This window comes from Lysobacterales bacterium (assembly GCA_019634735.1).
GTDB lineage: Bacteria > Pseudomonadota > Gammaproteobacteria > Xanthomonadales > UBA2363 > Pseudofulvimonas.
In genome coordinates, this window is sequence record JAHCAT010000002.1 from 193,081 (window position 1) to 212,446 (window position 19,366).

At 71.2% G+C, this 19,366-nt stretch carries 15 protein-coding genes; 9 read left to right on the forward strand and 6 right to left on the reverse strand.

Annotated features, from left to right (window positions below):
- Nucleotides 1–3 precede the first annotated feature (3 nt).
- Nucleotides 4–3,144, forward strand: a complete 3,141-nt coding sequence (locus KF823_03520) for an efflux RND transporter permease subunit (protein ID MBX3724967.1) — start codon at nt 4–6, stop codon at nt 3,142–3,144.
- Between the two features lie 109 nt (nt 3,145–3,253).
- Here the strand turns inward: KF823_03520 and KF823_03525 are convergent, their stop codons facing one another.
- The 3 genes from KF823_03525 to KF823_03535 all read right to left on the reverse strand — a co-directional run bounded on the left by KF823_03525 (nt 3,254) and on the right by KF823_03535 (nt 6,506).
- The gene (locus KF823_03525) at nt 3,254–3,949 is read right to left on the reverse strand and encodes a rhomboid family intramembrane serine protease (protein MBX3724968.1); all 696 of its coding nucleotides are present in this window, start codon (nt 3,947–3,949) and stop codon (nt 3,254–3,256) included.
- 12 nt (nt 3,950–3,961) lie between these two features.
- Nucleotides 3,962–4,789, reverse strand: coding sequence for a general secretion pathway protein GspB (locus tag KF823_03530; protein MBX3724969.1), 828 nt, complete (start codon nt 4,787–4,789; stop codon nt 3,962–3,964).
- Between the two features lie 127 nt (nt 4,790–4,916).
- Nucleotides 4,917–6,506: an AAA family ATPase gene (locus KF823_03535; GenBank protein ID MBX3724970.1), complete on the reverse strand. Its 1,590-nt coding sequence runs from the start codon at nt 6,504–6,506 to the stop codon at nt 4,917–4,919.
- A gap of 170 nt (nt 6,507–6,676) precedes the next feature.
- Between KF823_03535 and KF823_03540 the strand changes: the two genes are divergently transcribed.
- Nucleotides 6,677–7,573, forward strand: coding sequence for a polysaccharide deacetylase family protein (locus KF823_03540; protein MBX3724971.1), 897 nt, complete (start codon nt 6,677–6,679; stop codon nt 7,571–7,573).
- Nucleotides 7,574–8,129: 556 nt separating this feature from the next.
- On the opposite strand, the gene KF823_03545 is transcribed toward KF823_03540, so the two are convergent.
- Both KF823_03545 and putA read right to left on the reverse strand, forming a co-directional pair.
- A complete protein-coding gene (locus KF823_03545) occupies nt 8,130–9,200 on the reverse strand; it encodes a class I SAM-dependent methyltransferase (protein ID MBX3724972.1) in 1,071 nt (356 codons plus the stop codon).
- A gap of 5 nt (nt 9,201–9,205) precedes the next feature.
- Nucleotides 9,206–12,373 carry a bifunctional proline dehydrogenase/L-glutamate gamma-semialdehyde dehydrogenase PutA gene (gene putA, locus KF823_03550; GenBank protein MBX3724973.1) on the reverse strand — a complete coding sequence of 1,056 codons (3,168 nt, stop codon included), beginning with the start codon at nt 12,371–12,373 and terminating at the stop codon, nt 9,206–9,208.
- Between the two features lie 314 nt (nt 12,374–12,687).
- On the opposite strand from putA, the gene KF823_03555 reads away from it, so the two are divergent.
- The 5 genes from KF823_03555 to KF823_03575 all read left to right on the forward strand — a co-directional run bounded on the left by KF823_03555 (nt 12,688) and on the right by KF823_03575 (nt 17,359).
- On the forward strand, nt 12,688–13,146 hold the full coding sequence (locus tag KF823_03555) for a DUF2244 domain-containing protein (GenBank protein ID MBX3724974.1): 459 nt from the start codon (nt 12,688–12,690) through the stop codon (nt 13,144–13,146).
- A gap of 28 nt (nt 13,147–13,174) precedes the next feature.
- Nucleotides 13,175–14,074 carry a cytochrome c oxidase subunit II gene (gene coxB, locus KF823_03560; protein MBX3724975.1) on the forward strand — a complete coding sequence of 300 codons (900 nt, stop codon included), beginning with the start codon at nt 13,175–13,177 and terminating at the stop codon, nt 14,072–14,074.
- Between the two features lie 27 nt (nt 14,075–14,101).
- Nucleotides 14,102–15,712 carry a cytochrome c oxidase subunit I gene (gene ctaD / locus KF823_03565; GenBank protein ID MBX3724976.1) on the forward strand — a complete coding sequence of 537 codons (1,611 nt, stop codon included), beginning with the start codon at nt 14,102–14,104 and terminating at the stop codon, nt 15,710–15,712.
- Between the two features lie 157 nt (nt 15,713–15,869).
- The gene (locus KF823_03570) at nt 15,870–16,478 is read left to right on the forward strand and encodes a cytochrome c oxidase assembly protein (GenBank protein MBX3724977.1); all 609 of its coding nucleotides are present in this window, start codon (nt 15,870–15,872) and stop codon (nt 16,476–16,478) included.
- 2 nt (nt 16,479–16,480) lie between these two features.
- Complete coding sequence (locus KF823_03575; GenBank protein MBX3724978.1) at nt 16,481–17,359, forward strand: cytochrome c oxidase subunit 3; 879 nt, start codon at nt 16,481–16,483, stop codon at nt 17,357–17,359.
- 460 nt (nt 17,360–17,819) lie between these two features.
- Here KF823_03575 and KF823_03580 read toward each other — a convergent pair whose 3' ends face one another.
- A complete protein-coding gene (locus KF823_03580) occupies nt 17,820–18,032 on the reverse strand; it encodes a twin transmembrane helix small protein (protein MBX3724979.1) in 213 nt (70 codons plus the stop codon).
- 11 nt (nt 18,033–18,043) lie between these two features.
- On the opposite strand from KF823_03580, the gene KF823_03585 reads away from it, so the two are divergent.
- Both KF823_03585 and KF823_03590 read left to right on the forward strand, forming a co-directional pair.
- Nucleotides 18,044–18,805 (forward strand): SURF1 family protein, encoded by a 762-nt coding sequence (locus tag KF823_03585; protein ID MBX3724980.1) that lies wholly within the window; start codon nt 18,044–18,046, stop codon nt 18,803–18,805.
- Entirely contained in the window at nt 18,802–19,359 is a 558-nt protein-coding gene (locus KF823_03590) for a hypothetical protein (GenBank protein MBX3724981.1), read from the forward strand. The genes KF823_03585 and KF823_03590 overlap by 4 nt, the downstream gene beginning before the upstream one ends.
- Nucleotides 19,360–19,366 lie beyond the last annotated feature (7 nt).

A 19,366-nucleotide genomic window follows, 5' to 3' on the forward strand; every position in this document is an offset into this window, starting at 1 on the left:
GCCATGATCCTGTCCGATGTCTCGATCCGGCGCCCGGTGTTCGCAACCGTGATGAGCCTGCTGCTGATCGTGCTGGGGGTGATGGCGTTCACCCGCCTGACGCTGCGCGAGCTGCCGGCGATCGACCCGCCGGTGGTGTCGGTCTCGGTGGTCTACCCGGGCGCTTCCGCCGCGGTCGTCGAGACCCGCATCACCCAGGTGCTCGAGGACGCCGTGAGCGGCATCGAAGGCATCGAGACGCTGCAGTCGCGCAGCGTCAACGGGCGCGCCTCGCTGACCCTGGAGTTCCGCCTGAGCCGCGAGATCGAGGCCGCCGCCAACGATGTCCGGGACAGCATCAGCCGGGTGCTGAACCGGCTGCCGCCGGAGGCCGACCCGCCCCAGGTCGAGAAGGCCGAAAGCGATGCCGAGACCATCATGTGGCTGAACATGAGTTCGACCACCATGGACACCCTGGAGCTGTCCGACTACGCCGACCGCTACGTGGTCGACCGCCTGGCGGCGCTGGACGGGGTCGCCCAGGTGCGGATCGGCGGCCAGCAGCGCTACGCCATGCGCATCTGGCTGGACCGCACCGCCCTGGCCGCGCGCGGCCTGGCCGTCGCCGACGTCGAGACGGCGTTGGCCCGCGAGAACATCGAGCTGCCGGCCGGGCGCCTGGAATCGGCCGAGCGCGACTTCACGCTGCGCGTGCAGCGCGGCTACCAGCGTCCGGAGGACTTCGCGCAGATCGCGCTGGCGCGCGGCGACGACGGCTATGTCGTGCGCATCGGAGACGTCGCCCGGGTCGAGCTGGCCTCGGCCGAGCGGCGCGCCTACTTCCGGAGCAACGGCGCGCCCAACGTCGGCCTGGGCATCGTCAAGACCTCCACGGCCAACAGCCTGGACGTCGCGCGCGCCGCCCGCGACGAGGCGGTGGAGATCCAGAAGTCCCTGCCCGAGGGCACCCAGATCTTCGTCGCCTTCGACAGCACGGTGTTCATCGACGCGTCGGTCAAGCGCGTGTACTGGACCCTGTTCGAGGCGCTGGCCCTGGTCCTGGTGGTCATCTATCTGTTCCTGGGCAGCCTGCGCGCGGCGATCATCCCGGCGGTCACCGTGCCGGTCTGCCTGGTCGCCGCCTTCGTCGCGCTGGCGGCGTTCGGGTTCAGCATCAACCTGCTCACCCTGCTGGCGCTGGTGCTGTGCATCGGCCTGGTGGTCGACGATGCGATCGTCGTGCTGGAGAACGTCCAGCGCCGCGCCGACCTCGGCGAACCGCCGCTGGTCGCGGCGCGCCGTGGAACCGCGCAGGTCGCGTTCGCGGTGATCGCGACCACCGCCGTGCTGGTCGCGGTGTTCCTGCCGGTCGGCTTCATGGAGGGCAACACCGGACGGCTGTTCCGCGAACTGTCGGTGGCGCTGGCGGGCGCCGTGGCGATCTCCGCGTTCGTCGCCCTGACCCTCACGCCGATGATGTGCAGCAAGCTGGTCCGGCCGCATCGGGAGCCGCGCGGCCTGAACCGCTGGGTGCAGGGCCGTCTGGATGCCCTCGGCCGGGGCTATCGCGGCCTGATCGAGCGGACGGTCGGGCGACCGCTGCTGTTCGGCGTGCTGATGGTGGCAAGCGTGGTCGCCAGCGTACTGATGTTCCTGGCCGTACCCAAGGAGCTGGCGCCACCGGAGGACCGCGGCGCGTTCTTCGTGATGGTCTCCGGTCCCGAGGGCGCCGGCTACGACTACACGGTCGGCCAGATGCAGCAGGTCGAGGACGTGCTGATGCCGCTGGTGGGCGCCGAGGGTCCCCTGCAGCGCGCCAACGTGCGCGTGCCCGGCGGGTTCGGGGCCAGCGAGGAGATGCACACCGGCATGGTGATCGTCTTCCTGAAGGACTGGAGCGAGCGCAGCGTCACCACCAACGACGTGGTCACCAGCCTGCGCGGCGATTTCGACCGCCTGCCGGGCGTGCGGGCCTTTCCGCAGGTGCGCACCGGGCTGGTGCGCAGCGGCGGGCAGCCCCTGCAGGTGGTGCTGGGCGGTCCGGACTACGCGGAGCTGGCGCGCTGGCGCGACCTGCTGCTGGCCCGGATGGCCGAGAACCCGCAACTGTTCGGCGCCGATTCCGACTACAAGGAGACCCGCCCCCAGTTGCGCATCGAGATCGATCGGGTTCGCGCGTCCGATCTCGGCGTCTCGGTGGCCGAGATCGGACGCGCGCTGGAGACCATGATGGGCGGCCGGCGGGTCACCACCTTCGTGCAGGACGGAGAGGAGTACGACGTCATCGTTCAGGCCCAGGAGGCCGATCGCGCCACGCCGAACGATCTTCGCAACCTTTACGTGCGTTCGCAGCGCACCGGCGAACTCGTGCCCCTGGCCAACCTGGTCAGCCTGCAGGAAGTCGCCGAGCCGGGCAGCCTGAACCGGTTCAACCGCTTGCGCGCGATCACCGTATCCGCCGGCCTGGCGCCCGGATACCAGCTCGGCGACGCGATCACCTGGGTCGAGCAGGTGATCGAGGAGGAGCTTCCGGACCACGCGCAGATCGACTGGAAGGGCGAATCCCGCGAGTACAAGAGCGCCGGCAGCGCCGTGCTGTTCACCTTCGCGATGGCCCTGCTGGTGGTGTATCTGGTGCTGGCCGCGCAGTTCGAGAGCTTCATCCATCCGCTGGTGATCATGCTGACCGTGCCGCTGGCGGTGCTCGGCGCCCTGCTGGGATTGTTCGTCACCGGTGGCACGCTCAACCTGTTCAGCCAGATCGGCATCGTCATGCTGGTCGGGCTGGCGGCCAAGAACGGCATCCTGATCGTCGAGTTCGCCAACCAGCTGCGCGACGAGGGCCGTGCCATCCGGGACGCCATCGTCGAGGCCGCCGCGGTCCGCCTGCGGCCGATCCTGATGACCTCGATCGCGACCATCATGGGTGCGATCCCGCTGGTGGTCGCCGGCGGCCCCGGCTCGGCGAGCCGGGCGACGATCGGCGTCGTGGTGATCTTCGGCGTCGCCTTCTCGACGCTGCTCTCGCTGTTCGTGGTGCCCAGCTTCTACGCCCTGCTGGCGCCGTTCACGCGATCGCCCGAGGCCCTGGCCCGGCGCCTCGAGAAGCTCGAGGAGGAGACGCCAGAGGCGGCCGGCGGAATCAGCGCTGGATTGCCATCGTGACGGCGAACCGGCAGGCGACGGCGCCACCGGGGTCCGCGTCGGTGGATCCGGCGCAGGGTCCCGCGTCGCCCTGCGCGGCGCGTCGGCGTACGCGGTGCTCCTGTCGGACTCAGAGTGTCCGCAACCGCCGCATCCGGCGGTACACCACCGGCCGGCAGGCGAGGGCGAACAGCACGCCGCCGACGAAGCCCGCCACATGGGCGATCCAGGCCACCGCGCCGAACGTCGGATTGAGGTAGGCGATCAGCAGCTGCAGCAGGATCCAGAAGCCGATCAGCCACAGCGCCGGAATCCGTACGAACTCCAGGAACAGGCCGAGCGGGATCACCAGGCCGAGCTGCGAGCGCGGGAACAGCGTCAGGTAGGCGCCGACGATGGCGGACACCGCGCCGCTGGCACCGACGATGGCGCCGACCCGGTCCGGCATGCTCAGCGCCGCCGAGACATTGGCGAGGGCGCCGCCGACCAGGAACAGCGCCAGAAACAGCCCGCTGCCCAGACGACGCTCGGAGGCCAGTCCGAAAATCAGCAGGAACAGCAGGTTGCCGATCACATGCAGGAGGTCGGCATGGATCAGCAGGGCGCTGAGCACGGCGACCGGGCGAAGCTGCGCGAGGTAGGCCTGCCAGCCCTCGCCCAGATCGAACAGGCGTGCCGGCACCAGGCCCCAGCGCTTGACCAGGGCCAGGAAGTCCTGGGGATCCAGCGAGGACATCCAAAGGTACGAGGAAACGATCAGCGCGAGCAGCAGCGGCGTCGCCCAGCGCAGGTCGCCGCGTTGGCGTTCGTCGACCTGGACGAACATGGCGGCGGGGGCTCAGCTGCGCACGGGCAGGACGAACTCGGTGCCCTCGAAGCGCACCAGGATCCCGTCCGCGCGGATCGCCAGCACCTCGACCCCACCTGGCAGCGACTCGCCGTCGTGCACGCGGATGCCGTTGACGAGGGCAAACCTGCGGGCCGGATCCGCACTGTACATGTGCATGGTCACCGCCAGTGCCGGCAGGCCGCGGCGCACGGCGAACGGCAGTTCGTGCAGCCGGGCGGGTCCGGCACCGGCAGGATCTTCGGCGGCTGCGGACGGCGTCACCGGTGTCGAGTCACCGACCGGAGCCGGCGCCGGCGCCGGCGCAAGGGCCGTGCTTTCCGCGGGGGTGCCCGCAAGCCGCCCATCGGCGCCGTCCGGGCCAGTCCCCTCGACCGGCGCCGGGGGCGTGGCCGCAGGTGGCTCCTGGGTCCGGCCGCCGAAGAAGCGCGACCCGGGCTCGGCGGTCGGCGGGCGATCCGTGGCGGCCATCTGCCCGTCCTCCGGGCTTGCCGGTGCCCGGTCGGCGACGGGGGGGGCACCGTCGGCAGGCGACGGCGGGACGGGCGCGACTGCGGCCGGTTCCGCGATGGCAGCCTCGCCCGGTTCGCCGGCAACCTGTGGCGGCCGTTCCGCGGACGGGGTGTCGCCGCCGGCACCGAAATCGAACATGCCGACCCACCAGGCCAGGGTCAACGCAACGGCCGCCAGGGCGGGAAGCAGCCACGGCGGCCGACCGCGCCGCCGGGTCGCGAACGGGGTCGGACTGCCCAGGGTCGGCGGCTGGCCGCGGCGTCGCTCGGCGTCGGATCGGTTGAGGGCATCGAGGATGGAGGACATGGCGGCATTGTATCGGAGCGCCGGAATCGCGCCGGAGGACTCTGCGACCCTGCATGTGGCGGCCAGTTCCAGGGGCTGCCGGTGCGCGGTGGGCTGCGCTCGGCCGGCTGGGCGGCAGGAACGCCGGTCAGCGGGCGTGGGTCGCCGCCGGGTCGCCCGTGCCGGTCGAATCGTCGCCGGACGCGTCGGGGCTCGGCTCGCGGAGGCGGGGTCCGCCCTCCAGCCAGGCCGACAGCGCCCACCAAGTGTCCGGACCCAGCACGCCGTCGGCGCGCAGGCCATAGCTTGCCTGCAGGCGTCGCAGGCGCTGATCCGGCCCGGCGGGGGCGAAGTCCCGGGCGTCCTCGAACCGGTCGAGCGCGGCTGCGCCCCAGGCGGGCAGCGTCCCGCCGGGCTGGCTTCGCACTGCTCCCGGCAGCCGCATCAGGGCGAGGTACTCACCAGGCCAGGCATCCGCGAGGGATTGCCGGGCCAGGGTCACCGGGCCCAACCCGGCGTCGATCACGACCTGCTCGCCAGCCAGGGCCAGCAGGGCCAGTGGCGTGGCGCCGGTTGCCGTCGGCACCGACAGCAGCACCGGGCGGTCCAGGCCATCGAGCTGCGCCAGGGTGCCGCGGCTGCGCACGCAATGCAGATCGCCCTCGAGCCTGAACGGGCACGTCCCGAGCACGGCCCCGGCGAGCCGCTCCGGCGCCTGCCAGCGCGCCAGCAGTGCCGCGGCCGCCGCCTGGGCGCGGCCGGTGGCCAGGACCGGGCCGAGCGCGTCCGCGGCCGGGTTTGCCAGGCCGTCCCCCGGCGGGGCCTCGGCGAGCGGCGCTCGCGCGGCCTGCCACCACAGGGCCGCGCCCAGGGCGCTCGCCACGGCCAGCAGCGCCATCCACCCTGCCAGCCGCCAGCGCGGCGGCCGTGCAAGCACTTCATCGGCCGCGGCGTGCACGTCGCGCGCCCCGATCCGGCCGCGATCCGCGCCGTAGCCCGCCAGCAGGGCTCGTTCGGCGATCACGTTGAGCAGCCGGGGCACACCGCCTGCACGGCGGTGCAGCGCGCGCAGGGCGGCGTCGCTGAACGGGCTGCGGCGCAGGCCCGCCACCGCCAGGCGGTGGCGCACATAGGCCGCGGTCTCGGCCTCGTCCAGCGGCGTCAGGTGGTAGCGGGCGGTGATCCGCTGCGCCAGCTGCCGCAGTTCCGGCCGGGCCAGCAGGTCGCGCAGCTCGGGCTGGCCGAGCAGGATGATCTGCAGCAGCTTCTGGGTGGCGGTCTCCAGGTTGGTCAGCAGGCGCACCTGCTCCAGCGCCGGTACCGAGAGTTCCTGGGCCTCGTCCAGGATGACCACCACGGTGCGCCCGGCGGCATGCTCGGCCAGCAGGTGGCGGTTGAGGGCGTCGACCAGGGCCTTGCCGCTGCCGCGCGCCTCTCCGACCGGCACCCCCAGCTCCTCGCAGATCGCCTCCAGCAGCTCCAGCGGCTGCAGCCGCGGATTCAGCAGCAGGGCGACCCGTGTGCCCTCGGGCAACTGCTCCAGGAGCAGGCGGCTGAGCGTGGTCTTGCCCGTGCCGACCTCGCCGGTGAGCTGCACGAAGCCGCCGCCGCCGCCCTGCGAGATGCCGTACACCAGGTGCGCCAGCGCATCGCGATGGCGGTCCGACAGGAACACGAAACGCGGGTCGGGAGTGATCGAGAACGGCGGCTCGGAAAGGCCGTAGTGCGCCAGGTACATGGCGCGCAGGATACCCGGTCGGGGCGGTCGGGCCGCTGTCCGGCCGCCGTGCACGGTGGCGGGCGACGGGTCGCTGGCGGGCAGATCGGACAGCTGGCTGCCGCCGCGCGCGCGGCGACGGCCGGCGGCTGCGTTCCTGCTCGCGCCATGCGGCCTGATAGGCTGTGCCGATGGTCGACCGCGCACCCTCGATGCCGCTGCCGGCGCGGCGCCACTGGCGCCCCGTGGCCTTGCTGGCGGTGCTGGTCGCGCATGTCCTGGCGCCGGTGCTCTGGTTGGCGGGCGCAGGTGGAGACTGGGCGTTCGCGACGCTGCTGGCCGGCGGCGCACTGCTGGTCTGGGGTTCCCTGTACCCGCATTCCCGCCTGTTCGGCCCGGTGCTGACACGGCTGGCCACGGACCGTCCGCTGGTGTGGCTGACCTTCGACGACGGTCCCTGCGCCGATACGCCGGCCCTGCTCGACCTGCTCGATCGTCACCGCGCAAGAGCCACCTTCTTCCTGGTCGGCGCACGCGCACGTCGCCATCCGGGACTGGTGCGCGAGATCGTCCGGCGCGGCCACGAGGTCGCCAACCATACCGACAGCCATCCCGCGGGGCGCTTCTGGTTGCTGGGTCCCAGGGCACTGGCGGAGGAGATCGATGGCGCCCAGGCGACCCTGGCCACCCTGGCCGGGACACAGCCGCGCTGGTTCCGGGCGGTGGCCGGTCTGGGCAACCCGTTCCTCTCGCCGGCGCTGCATCGCGCTGGATTGACCCGGGTGTCCTGGACGGCCCGCGGCTTCGACGGCATCGACGGCAATGACGACCGGGTGCTGGCACGAGTCCTGCGGCGGCTGCGCCCGGGCGCGATCCTCCTCGTTCATGAGGGTGGCGCCCCCGGGCGCAGCACGGTGCTGGCCGGACGGCTGCTCGCGGCGCTTGCGGCGCGGGGCTACGCGGTGGCGTCGCCGGAAACGGCCACCACCAGCCAGTTGTTGAAGGGCGTGCGCCCCCACAGCGGCGCAAAGTGCGCGGACAGACCCAGTGCCGCCAGTTCGGACGCCAGGCCGGCGCGCGTCGGGTAACGGTCGGGCCCGACGTTCATCCAGCGCAGCCAGCGCGACAGCACGTCGACGGCACGTGTGACCCGGCTGCGCCAGTTGCCGTCGGCCAGGCCGGTGCGGATCACCAGACGGCCGTCGCCGGCCAGCGCGCGGGCGGCCTGGCCGAGCAGCGGCGTTTGCGCCTGGCGGGGCAGGAACTGCAGGACATCGAGCAGCACCACGCTGCCCTGATGGGCAGGGAAGCCGGTGGCCAGATCGACCGTCGCGAAGCGGGCCCGGGTCAGGCCGGCGCGCGCGGCGGCGTCACGCGCCGCGGCGATCTTGCCCGCGTCGTTGTCGACACCGAGATAGTCCAGGTCGATGCCGGCGACGGCCAGCACGTGGGCCAGCAGGCCAAGCCCGCAGCCCAGGTCGAGCACCGCGGCGCGGCTGCCGGCCAGCGCCGCAACCACCCCGGGATAGAGCGGGTCGCTGGCCAGCTTGCTGCGCACGTAATGAAAGTGCCAGCGACTGGGCAGGAAGGCCGTGGCCAGGTTGCGCGCCTGCCCCGGCTGCAGCGCCCGCCCGCCGCCGTGGCTCACGCGGCGCTGTCCTCGATCGCCAGCGCGACCTCGCGGCCGAGCAGGGTGCCGGCCAGCACCCGCCAGCGCAGGCCACGCGAGTCGGCGAACTCCTGCCAGGCGCGGAACTCGTCGGCGTCGCGGCCCGGATGACCGACAAAGTTGCCGAACAGCAGCACCGAGCCGGGTACCAGGCGCTCGCCGGCGTGACGCAGCACACTGGCGGTCGAGGTGTGCAGCGCGCAGTCGACGTGCAGCACGCGCACCGGCCCGGGGTTTGCGGCGAGGAAGGCGGGCAGGGTGTCGTCGAACCAGCCGGCGTGCAGGCGGGCATTGGCCGGCACCTCGGGCAGCACGCCCGCAGTGCTGTCCATCGCTTCCCCGGCGGAGCCATCAACAGGTGCGCCCTGGAAGCTGTCGAAGCCGTGCACCTCCTGTCCGGCCAAGCCAGCCAGCAGGGTAAGGCTGCGCCCGAAGTAGACGCCGCACTCAAGGACCAGGCCGTCCAGGCGGGCAGCCTCGACGGCGCGCTCCAGCACCTGGCTCGGACAACCGACGATAGCGGCGCCGGGCTGGCCGGCCAGCCAGTGCAGGCCGGACCACATCGCCGCGTACTGCGCCGGCAGGTTGGCACGCGCATCCGGCGCGCGGCCGTCAACCAGTCCATCGAGGGCTTCGTAGTACAGCGCCGCCAGGGCATCGTCGCGGTGCGGGGCGAGCGCATCGCGCGCCGCCGCCGGCCGGGCGGCGGCGAGCAGCTGGGCCCGGTGGATCGCCAGTTCGGGAAGGGGCGGACAGGCTGCCTCGGCGCGATCCAGCCAGCTCTCGGCCTGGTCCAGCCTGCCGAGCATGATCGCCGCCCGGATCAGGGCAAGATGGCCGTCCGGCGCCAGTGGCGCCCGTTCGCTGGTGTCCGCGAACTGCGCCAGTGCCTCCTCGTAGCAGCCGTTGCGCCACAGCGCCTTGGCCAGCATGAAACTGTTGTAGGCGCTGGCGTCGAAGGCATGCTGCGTGCGCAGGCGCTCGAGCTCTTCGGCGCGCGCCCTGGCCAGGATTTGGATGACGGAGTCGGTGGGCGTCGAGGTCATCTCGGTCAGTCGTCCAGGGTCAGCAGGCTGGCGTTGCCGCCGGCCGCGGTGGTGTTGACGGTGACCGTGCGCTCGCTGGCGAAGCGCGCCAGGTAGTGCGGCCCGCCGGCCTTGGGCCCGGTGCCGGACAGGCCCTCGCCGCCGAACGGCTGCACCCCGACGACGGCGCCGATCTGGTTGCGGTTGACGTAGCAGTTGCCGGCGCGAACGCGGCCGACGATGTGCTCGACGGTGCCGTCGATCCGGCTGTGCACGCCCAGGGTCAGGCCGTAGCCCAGCGCGTTCAGGCGGTCGATGACCGAATCCAGTTCGCGCGCCTTGTAGGGCAGCACGTGCAGCATCGGTCCGAACACCTCGCGTTCGAGCAGGTCGAGGGACGGGATCAGCCAGGCGCGCGGTGCCACGAAGCAGCCGTGCGCGGTGTCCGGGGGCAGCTCGACGGCGTGGATCAGGCGGGCCTCCCTGTCCATGCGCGCGGCATGGCCTTCGAGTGCGGCGCGCGCGTCCTCATCGATCACCGGCCCGACATCGGTCGACAGCAGGCCGGGGTCGCCGACCTCGAGCTGCGCCATCGCGCCGGCCAGCATGGTGGCGACCTTGTCGGCGATGTCCGCCTGCACCAGCAGGATGCGCGCGGCCGAACAGCGCTGGCCGGCGGAATCGAAGGCCGAGGCCACGGCATCCTTGACCAGTTGTTCCGGCAGGGCCGACGAATCCGCGACCAGGGCGTTCTGGCCGCCGGTCTCGGCGATCAGTGCCGCGATCGGCGCGTCGCGACCGGCCAGGGCGCGGTTGATCGCCCAGGCGGTCTGCGTCGAGCCGGTGAACGCGACGCCGGCGACGCGCGGATCGGCGGTCAGCGCGGCGCCGATCGTGGCGCCCTCGCCGGGCAGGAAGGCCAGCACCTCGCGCGGCACCCCGGCTTCGTGCAGCAGGAGGGTCGCGGCGTGGGCGGTGAGGGTGGTCTGCTCGGCCGGCTTGGCGACCACCGCATTGCCGGCCGCCAGGGCGGCGGCGACCTGGCCCATGTAGATGGCCAGCGGGAAGTTCCAGGGCGAGATGCACACGAACACCCCGCGGCCATGCAGGTGCAGGCGGTTGCGTTCGCCGGTCGGGCCCGGCAGGGTCAGCGGGGCGCCGAACTGCGCGCGCGCCTGGACGGCGTAATAGCGCAGGAAGTCGACCGCCTCGCGGACCTCGGCGACTGCCGCCGACAGCGTCTTGCCGGCTTCCTTGATGCACAGCGCCAGGAACAGCGGCCGCCGTTCCTCGAGCAAATCGGCGGCCTTGAGCAGGGCCTGCGCCCGCCGCTCGACGCCGGCACGGTCCCAGGCCGGCTGCGCGGCCACGGCAGCCGCCAGGGCGGCATCGACCAGGCCTGCGTCGGCAGGGCGCCAGGCACCGACCTGTTCTCTGCAGTCGGCTGGGTTGAACACCGCCGCCGGGTCGCCGCCCCCCGTGGCCGATCCGGCCACCAGCGGCCCCGCCTGCCAGGGCCGGGCGCAGGCCTGCGCCAGGGCCGGGGCGAGTCCGCGAAGGGCGTCGTCGTCGGCCAGGTTGAAGCCCTGCGAATTGCGTCGTTCGGCTCCGAACAGCGCCTCCGGCTGGGGAATGCGCGGGTGCGCCCGGGCCGGGCCGAACGCCTCGACGGTGGCGACCGGGTCGGCGACCAGGTCGGCGATCGCCAGCTTCTCGTCGACGATGCGGTTTACGAAGCTGGTGTTGGCGCCGTTTTCGAGCAGTCGACGCACGAGGTAGGGCAGCAGGTCCTCATGACTGCCGACCGGCGCGTAGACCCGACAGGCCAGCCCGGCGCCGCCGTCGCCCAGGACTTCCTCGTAGAGGTCCTCGCCCATGCCGTGCAGGCGCTGGAATTCGAACTGCGCGGCGTCGCCGCTGCCGCCCGCGGCGCGCGCATAGTGGCCGATCGCGGCGATGGTGTGGGCATTGTGGGTGGCGAACTGCGGGTAGAAGGCCGCCGGTTCGGCGAGCAGCGCGCGCGCGCAGGCCAGGTAGGAGACGTCGGTGTTGGCCTTGCGGGTGAACACGGGATAGGCGGCGTGGCCGTGCTCCTGGGCACGCTTGACCTCGGCGTCCCAGTAGGCGCCCTTGACCAGGCGAACGCACCAGCGCCGTCCGCAGCCCCGGGCCTGTTCGGCCAGCCAGGCGATCACCGCCGGGGCGCGCTTCTGGTAGGCCTGCACCGCCAGCCCGAAACCGTTCCAGCCGGCGAGGTCGGGGTGCGCGAACACCGGCGCCAGCAGGTCCAGCGACAGCTCCAGGCGGTCGGCCTCCTCGGCATCGACGGTCAGGGCGATGCCCTGGGCCATGGCCAGGCGCGCCAGGTCGAGCAGGCGCGGGCCGAGTTCGGCCATCACCCGGGCGCGCTTGGCGTGCTCGTAACGGGGGTGCAGGGCCGACAGCTTGACCGAGATCGAGGGCGCGGCGTGGATGTCCGGCCAGGGGCCGGCCTTGCCGATCGCCACGATCGCGTCGCGGTACGCCTGCAGGTAGCGGTCGGCGTCTGCGGCGGTCAGCGCGGCTTCGCCGAGCATGTCGAAACTGTGCCGGTAGGCGCGGTTGTCCTTGTCGCGCGAGCGCTTTAGCGCCTCGCCGATGGTCCGCCCCATGACGAACTGGTGGCCCATGATCTTCATCGCCTGGCGTACCGCCAGGCGGATCACCGGCTCGCCGGCGCGCCCGACCAGTCGGCGCAGCGCGCCGGTGAAGCTGGAGCGCGTGTCCTCGGACAGCGCGACCAGTCGTCCGGTCAACATCAGGCCCCAGGTCGAGGCATTGACAAGCACCTTGTCGCTCTTGCCCAGGTGCCTTTCCCAGTCGGCTTCGCCCAGCTTGTCGCCGATCAGCTTGTCGGCGGTGTCGGCGTCGGGGATGCGCAGCAGCGCCTCGGCGACGCACATCAGCAGCACGCCCTCCTCGCTGGACAGGTCGTACTGGCGCATGAAGGACTCCACCGCCGAGGCCTTGCCCGCCCGGGCACGCACCCGGGCGACCAGCTCGCCCGCGCGGGCCAGGACCAGGGCGCGCTCGGCGGGCGGCAGGGCCGCGGCGGCGAGCAGGTCGTCCAGATGGACGGCCTCGTCGAGGCGCCAGCCCGCAGTGATGGCGGCGCGCGCGGAGGCCGGCGCAGTGGGCAGTTCCGGGGACAGGATTGGGTTCACGGGGCGCCTGGCTGGATGGCAACGACGGATCGCGCAGTCTATCGGAAGCCTTCCGGTCCATTGGCGTCGCCTCCGGCGCCTACCCCGGCGGGCAGTCGGGGCCCGACGCGGGCGCCACCGCCCGCCCGGCCCTCACCGTTCCTGTACGCCGCCTCCACCGCAGCGGCGTTTCCATCCTCGCAAGTTTCCGCGCTCCGCCGGGTTCTGGCCGGGCCGGGCCGGGCGCCCGGGGGCTTCCGCGCCGGGCGGAAGTTGCCGCAAGGGGTGGCGGGGCCTAAACTTGCGAGGTTTCGAGCATCCCGACCATGATCGTGGAGCGTGACATGGCGGCGCAGTCCGTCGTCCGGAGCTGGGATCTTTCCCCGAACCGGTCGCTTGATCTGCGCGGTCTGCTGACGTTCTTCGCGCTGGTGGCGGCGGCTTCGCTGGCGGTCAGCAGCTACAGCTTCAGCCAGGGCAACGCCTTTGCGCCGGCCTTTGCGCTGGCGGAACTGGCGCTGCTGGCGGTCTGCCTGCGCCTGGTATGGCGCCGGCTCGCCCGACGCGAGCGCCTGGCGCTGACCGGCGACGGCCTGCTGGTCGAGGCCGGCGGCCGCAGCGAGCGCTTCCACCCGTACTGGGTGCGGGTGCGGCGCGACGGCGCGGGGGGCGTGCGGCTTCGGTCGCACGGGCGAGAGATCGAGGTGGGGGCGTTCCTTTGCCCGAGGGAACGCGACCAGTTGGCGGCAAGCCTGCGCGCGGCGCTGGCGCCGTGGCAGCGATGACAGGATCCAGCACGTGAAGGTGAACACCATGATGGCTCGACGCTTCCTGACCGCCACCGCCTTGCTGGCGGGTTACGCCGGCGCGGCGTTGGCCAGTCCGAAACCCTGGCAGCTCAACATGACGCCAGGCGTCACCGAGATGAGCCGCCAGGTCTACGACCTGCACATGCTGATCCTGTGGATCTGCGTGGTGATCGGCGTCCTGGTGTTCGGCGCCATGGCCTACGCCATGTTCAAGTTCCGCAAGTCCAAGGGCGCCGTCCCGGCGCGCTGGAGCCACAACACCACCGCCGAGATCATCTGGACGGTCATTCCGGTCCTGATCCTGGTGGCGATGGCCTGGCCCGCCACCAAGACCCTGATCGAGATGGCGGACACCGACGACGCCGAGCTGACCGTGAAGATCACCGGCTACCAGTGGCTCTGGCGCTATGAGTACGTCGGCACCGACGTCAACTTCGTGTCCAAGCTGGACCGCGATTCCGACCGCACCCGCATGCTGCGCTCCGGCCTCGACCCGGCCGCGGTCACCGTCGACGGCGAGAACACCTACCTGCTCAATGTCGACCGCCCGCTGGTGCTGCCGACCGACACCAAGATCCGCTTCGTGATCACCGCCAACGACGTCATCCACTCCTGGTGGGTGCCGGTGCTGGGCTGGAAGCAGGACGCCATCCCGGGCTTCATCAACGAGGCCTGGACGCGGATCGACACGCCGGGAACCTATCGCGGCCAGTGCGCGGAGCTGTGCGGCAAGGACCACGGCTTCATGCCGATCGTGGTCGAGGCGGTGCCGCCGGCGCAATTCGCTGCCTGGCTGGGCGAGACCGACGCGATCGCCAAGGCCGCCCGGGCCGCCGAGGGCGCGCCGGCCGTGGCCGCCGCCTCCATTGCGGACGCCGGCGCCAGCGCCGCCGACGCGCAGTAACCAACGAATCAGCAAAGGCACGCCGACATGGCCACCGACCACACCGCCCACCACGACGCGCACCACCACACGCCCAGCTTCGCGCAGCGCTGGCTGTTCGGCACCAACCACAAGGACATCGGCACCCTCTATCTGGTGTTCTCGCTGGTCATGTTCCTGATCGGCGGCGCGATGGCGCTGGTGATCCGCGCCGAGCTGTTCCAGCCCGGCCTGCAACTGGTCAATCCCGAGTTCTTCAACCAGATGACCACGATGCATGCCCTGGTCATGATCTTCGGCGCGGTGATGCCGGCGTTCGTGGGCCTGGGCAACTGGATGATCCCGTTGATGGTCGGCGCGCCGGACATGGCGCTGCCGCGCATGAACAACTGGTCGTTCTGGATCCTGCCGTTCGCCTTCGCGATGCTGCTGTCGACCCTGTTCATGGACGGCGGCGGACCGGCCGGCGGCTGGACCCTGTATCCGCCGCTCAGCATCCAGGGCGGCAATTCGATCGCCTTCGTGATCTTCGCGATTCACCTGATGGGCATCAGCTCGATCATGGGTGCGATCAACATCATCGCCACCATCCTGAACATGCGCGCGCCGGGCATGGACCTGCTGAAGATGCCGATCTTCGTGTGGTCCTGGCTGATCACCGCCTTCCTGCTGATCGCAGTGATGCCGGTCCTGGCCGGCGCGGTGACCATGCTGCTCACCGACAAGTTCTTCGCGACCAGTTTCTTCAGCGCGGCCGGCGGTGGCGATCCGGTGCTGTTCCAGCACATCTTCTGGTTCTTCGGGCACCCGGAGGTCTACATCATGATCCTCCCGGCGTTCGGCATCATCTCGGAGATCCTGCCGACCTTCGCGCGCAAGCCGCTGTTCGGCTACCAGGCGATGGTCTACGCGATCGCCTCGATCGCCTTCCTGTCGTTCATCGTCTGGGCGCACCACATGTTCACCGTCGGCATGCCGCTCGGCGGCGAGCTGTTCTTCATGTACGCGACCATGCTCATCGCGGTGCCGACCGGGGTCAAGGTGTTCAACTGGGTCTCGACCATGTGGAAGGGCTCGATGACCTTCGAGACGCCGATGCTGTTCGCGCTCGGCTTCGTGGTGATGTTCACCATCGGCGGCTTCTCGGGCCTGATGCTGGCGATCGTGCCCGCCGACTTCCAGTACCACGACACCTACTTCGTGGTCGCCCACTTCCACTACGTGCTGGTCACCGGCGCGATCTTCGCGATCATGGCCGGCGTCTACTACTGGATCCCGAAGTGGACCGGCTACATGTACAACGAGACGCTCGGCAAGTGGCATTTCTGGCTGAGCACCATCTTCGTGAACCTGCTGTTCTTCCCGCAGCACTTCCTGGGCCTGGCCGGCATGCCGCGGCGTATCCCGGACTACAACATCGCGTTCTCCGACTTCAACATGATCTCCTCGGTCGGCGCGTTCGGCTTCGGCCTCAGCCAGCTGCTGTTCGCCTACCTGGTGTGGTCGTGCGTGCGCGGCGGGGCCCGCGCCACCGACCGGGTCTGGGAGGGCGCCAAGGGTCTGGAATGGACGGTGCCGTCGCCGGCGCCGCACCACACTTTCACCACGCCGCCGCGGATCGACGACCGCGAGTTGGCGCACGGTGACGTCACCCACTGAGCGCGGACTGCCGGACCCCCCTGCAAGATCCGGCCCCGGACGACGACGACATGACCGTGGACGCAAGACGCAAGGGCGCGATGAGGACGGTGGCGGTGCTGGCGCTCGTGGCGCTGGCGATCTACATCGGCTTCATCCTGCGCGGGGTGCTGTCGGCATGACCGCGGCGGCCGACCGCGGCGCCGAGAACCGCCGCTTGCTGCGCAAGCTGGGCCTGGTGACGCTCGGCGCGTTCGCTTTCTGCTTTTCGCTCGTGCCGCTCTACCGGATCGCCTGCGAGCAGGTGTTCGGCATTCGTCTGGACGGCCGGCCGGTCGATGCCGCGACCGGCCATGCGCTGGTGGTGGACACGTCCCGGAGCGTGCGCGTGCAGTTCGACGCCAGCATCCACAACGAAAGCGAATGGCGCTTCGGTCCGGAGCAACTCGAGCTCACCGTGCATCCCGGGGAGACCGTGGAGGCCTGGTACGTGGCCAGCAACCTCACCGGCGACACCCTGGTCGGCCATGCCGTGCCCGACGTCCTGCCGCGCCCGGCCAACCCGTTCTTCGCAAAGACCGAGTGCTTCTGCTTCACGGAGCAGAAGTTCGCGCCGGGCGAGACCCGGCGCATGCCGGTGCGCTTCTTCGTGTCGCCCGATCTTCCGGCGAACGTCAACACCCTCACCCTGACCTACACCTTCTACAACAACGAGCAGGCGACCCGCCGCGAACAGGCCGCATTGGCCCGGGCAGCGGCGACGCCGGATCCTGACTCCCGAGGCTGACCATGGCGAACCCCACGCACGATCCGAACGTCTACTACGTCCCGCACGGCAGCAAGTGGCCGCTGGTGGGCTCGGTCGGCCTGTTCCTCACGGTCGGCGGCTTCGCCAACTGGATGAACGGCAGCACCGCGCTGGGACAGGTGATGAGCCTGGCCGGCGTCGCCGTGCTCCTGTGGATGATGTGGGGCTGGTTCGGCGATGTCATCCGCGAGAGTGTGCGCGGCATGTACAACCGCCAGGTCGGCATCTCCTTCCGGATGGGGATGATGTGGTTCATCTTCTCCGAGGTGATGTTCTTCGCCGCCTTCTTCGGCGCGCTGTTCTACGCGCGCGCCCTGTCGGTGCCCTGGCTGGGCGGCGTCGGCGACGGCGCCTCCACCAACGCCTTCCTCTGGTCCGGTTTCGATGCCGCCTGGCCGACCAACGGTCCGGCCGAGATCGGCGGCGAGTTCGGGCTGATCCCCGCCTGGGGACTGCCGCTGCTCAACACCCTCATCCTGCTGGCCTCCGGCGTCACCATCACCATCGCCCACCATGCCCTCAGGGCCGGCCAGCGCACGCGCCTGCTGGTCTGGCTGGGTGCGACCATCCTGCTGGGCACCGTCTTCCTGGTCTTCCAGGCCGAGGAGTACGTGCATGCCTACCGCGACCTCAACCTGACCCTGGGATCGGGCATCTACGGGTCGACCTTCTTCATGCTCACCGGTTTCCACGGTCTGCATGTGACCCTGGGCACGATCATGCTGATCGTGATCTGGTTCCGATGCCTGAAGGGCCACTTCAGCAAGGACGACCACTTCGGCTTCGAGGCGGTGGCCTGGTACTGGCACTTCGTGGACGTGGTCTGGCTGGGCCTGTTCCTGTTCGTCTATGTGCTTTGACGGCAGGGAGCAGGGGGGAGGGAGCAGGGAGCAGGGGGGGCGGAGCGCCAGGCTGCGCGCCCGCCTTGCTGCCATCCCGTCCGCCCCGCGCTAGCCTGTGGCGATGTCCGTGCCGGCCGGCGAACCAGAAGGCAGAGGCAGGCCGTTGGGCCGCTGCGACGCATCCGCGCCGACGGCAGCCAGGACGCGGCAAGCAGGGCAAGGGGGGCGGACAGCAGGAACGGCGACGAGCCGTCGGTCGCAGTTTCCTGCCTGCCGTCGGGTTTCGCGAGGCCTGAGGTGGCCGGTGGCTGGATTGTCCGTGGCGAGTACGCTCCAGGGCCCGCAAACACCGGTCCCCGGTCGTGCGCCCGGCACCAAGACCGCAGCGGGCGGCAGCGCAGGTCATGCCCGGCGCGGGTCCCGACCCGCCGCCACCCTGCGCCCTTCCCCCCGCCCCCTGCTGCCTGCTCCGCCGGCCTCAGATCCCGTGCGGCTTGATGTAACCGGTGGCGATGCCCAGACCGATCAGCGCGATCAGCAGCACCGACAGGCCGATGCGGCGCGTCAGCGCCCAGGCCATGCGGTCGCCGCCGCCCTTGTCCTGCATCATGTAGTACAGCGCAGCGCCCAGGTTCCAGAGAATGGCGATGAAGAAAGCGGCGACGATCAGGCGCAGGGCGGTGGGATTCATGGCATCGGGCCGTGGATCGGGGCGTCGATTATAGCGGTGCCGTCGTGAAGGGCTTTCCGCTGCGGCGACCCACGGCGCTGGCCTGGGCCCTCCTGCTTTCCGGACTGGCCGCCTTCATCAGCCTGGGCGCCTGGCAGCACGGCCGTGCCGGATTCAAGCGGGCGCTGATCGCCGAGCACGAGGCCGCCGGGCAGTCCGATCCGGTCGAATGGCAGCGTGGCATGGCCGCACCCGACGCGCCGCGCTTCGCGCGTGTCCGGGTCCGGGGTGAATGGCTGGCGCCGCGCTACCTGCTCGACAACCAGAGCCGCGACGGCCGCACCGGTGTGGAGGATTTCGCGCCGCTGTTGCTGGCCGATGGCGAGGTGGTTCTGGTCGGCCTGGGATTCCTGACCTATGCCGATGGTCGCCGTACCCTGCCGCCGCTGCCGCCGGTGCCGGACGGGGGGTCCGGAGTGACCGGGCTGGCGACACCGCCGCCCGCACACGGCCTGCGCCTGGGGGGTGACTGGTCGGCCGGGCAGGGTGCCGGGCCGGTCCGCCTCATGCCCTGGTTCGACCTTGCCGCGATCGCCGCCGACCTGGGCCGGCCGGTGGCGGCGCGCGTCGTCCGCGTCGACGAGGCGCCGGGCAGTCCATGGCGACGCGACTGGCGCCCGGTCGAAGCAGTGCCGCCCGAACGTCACCTCGCCTATGCCCTGCAGTGGTGGACCATGGCGCTGGCCGTCCTGGTCATCTTCCTGGTCGTCAACCGTCGTACGCAGCCATCATGACCCTTGCCCCCAGACAACGTCGCGGCCGCATCACCCTGATCGTGATCGCCGTCCTGTTCCTGACCCCCTTCGTGCTGGCCCTGGTGCTCAACCGCCTGGGTTGGCATCCGGCAGCGACCCGAAACCACGGCACCCTGGTCGAGCCACCTCAGCCCCTGACCGGCGTCGTGCTGCGCGACCGTGCCGGCGGTGAGCTGCCGCTGACCAACCTGGACCATCGCTGGACATTGCTGGTGCGGGTGCCGGTGGCCTGCGACAAGACCTGCCAGGCGCGCCTTGAGGAGCTGCACCGGGTACGGGTCAGCCTTGGTCGCCACGCCCCCAAGCTGGCGATCCGCCTGATCGCGCCGGCGGTCCTGCCGCCCCTGCCGGAGACCCTGGTGCCGCTGTCCGACGGCTCAGTGGCGGAGCTGGCGGAGGCATCCGCCCTGGTCGCCCAGGTCCCGGACTGGACCGGCCTGCTGGTCGACGACAAAGCCTTCCTCATGTTGCGATTCGATCCCGGACTGCCGGCGCGCCTGCTGCGCCGCGACCTTTCGCGCTTGGTCAAGTGACCGTCAC